1 protein-coding gene is annotated in these 254 nt (G+C 37.4%); it reads left to right on the forward strand.

All coding sequences use genetic code 11. The annotated features are described in order from the left end of the window. The coding region (locus H3V04_RS09750; protein ID WP_198188479.1) for an alpha/beta hydrolase at positions 1-254 on the forward strand (254 nt) is incomplete at both ends.

Consider the following 254-nt stretch of genomic DNA (forward strand, 5'->3'; position numbering starts at 1 on the left):
TGGCTGGTTTCGGGGAGATAAAAACAGTATTAAGGACTTATGTCAAAAAATTTCTGATAAAGGTTTTACTGTTTTTGCACCTAACTATTCTCTTGCTCCACAGAATACTTTTCCAGCCGCACACCAAGACAGTATTAACTTTGTCAAATGGCTAATGCAAAGCGATTATGTAATTAATAAAAAAGTTGACATTACTCAAATTGGTGCCAGCAGTGGAGGCACAATGGCGCTAAATATTGCAGGCAAGTATGGTT

Origin of the sequence: Bifidobacterium sp. M0353 (assembly GCF_016100645.1) — a bacterium.
GTDB classification, from domain to species: Bacteria; Actinomycetota; Actinomycetes; order Actinomycetales; family Bifidobacteriaceae; genus Bombiscardovia; species Bombiscardovia choladohabitans.